General features: G+C 32.8%; 1 protein-coding gene. It reads right to left on the bottom strand.

Translation table 11 applies throughout. From position 1 onward, the window contains the following. Positions 1-234, bottom strand: a 234-nt coding sequence (locus tag ACYQ0O_RS13220; protein ID WP_459893819.1) for a PD-(D/E)XK nuclease domain-containing protein, incomplete at its 3' end; no start/stop codon positions are given. Positions 235-271: the final 37 nt, after the last annotated feature.

Raw genomic sequence — 271 nt, 5'->3', positions numbered from 1 at the left:
GTCTAGTAGCACTGTTAAATCTATCCTGCCATGATTGGTTACATCCTCTCCTATTATATCAAATCCAAGGGACTGAAGATATGCATATACCACTGACGCATAAAATCCTTCATATTCATCTAGCTTGTTTTTTGTAAAATAATTATAGGGAATTGAGGCAAAGAGGGAAATTAAGGTATTTTTTAAAGAATTGATATCTTCTTTTTTTAATGCACTCCTTAAAGACCGCCTCATTTTTGCAGGGCGTTTATCTTCTGTTAAATATCTTATA

The organism is Desulfothermus okinawensis JCM 13304 (genome assembly GCF_054654515.1).
Note: the sequence above shows the minus strand (reverse complement) of the source record. Positions and strands in the feature narration are given on the sequence as shown.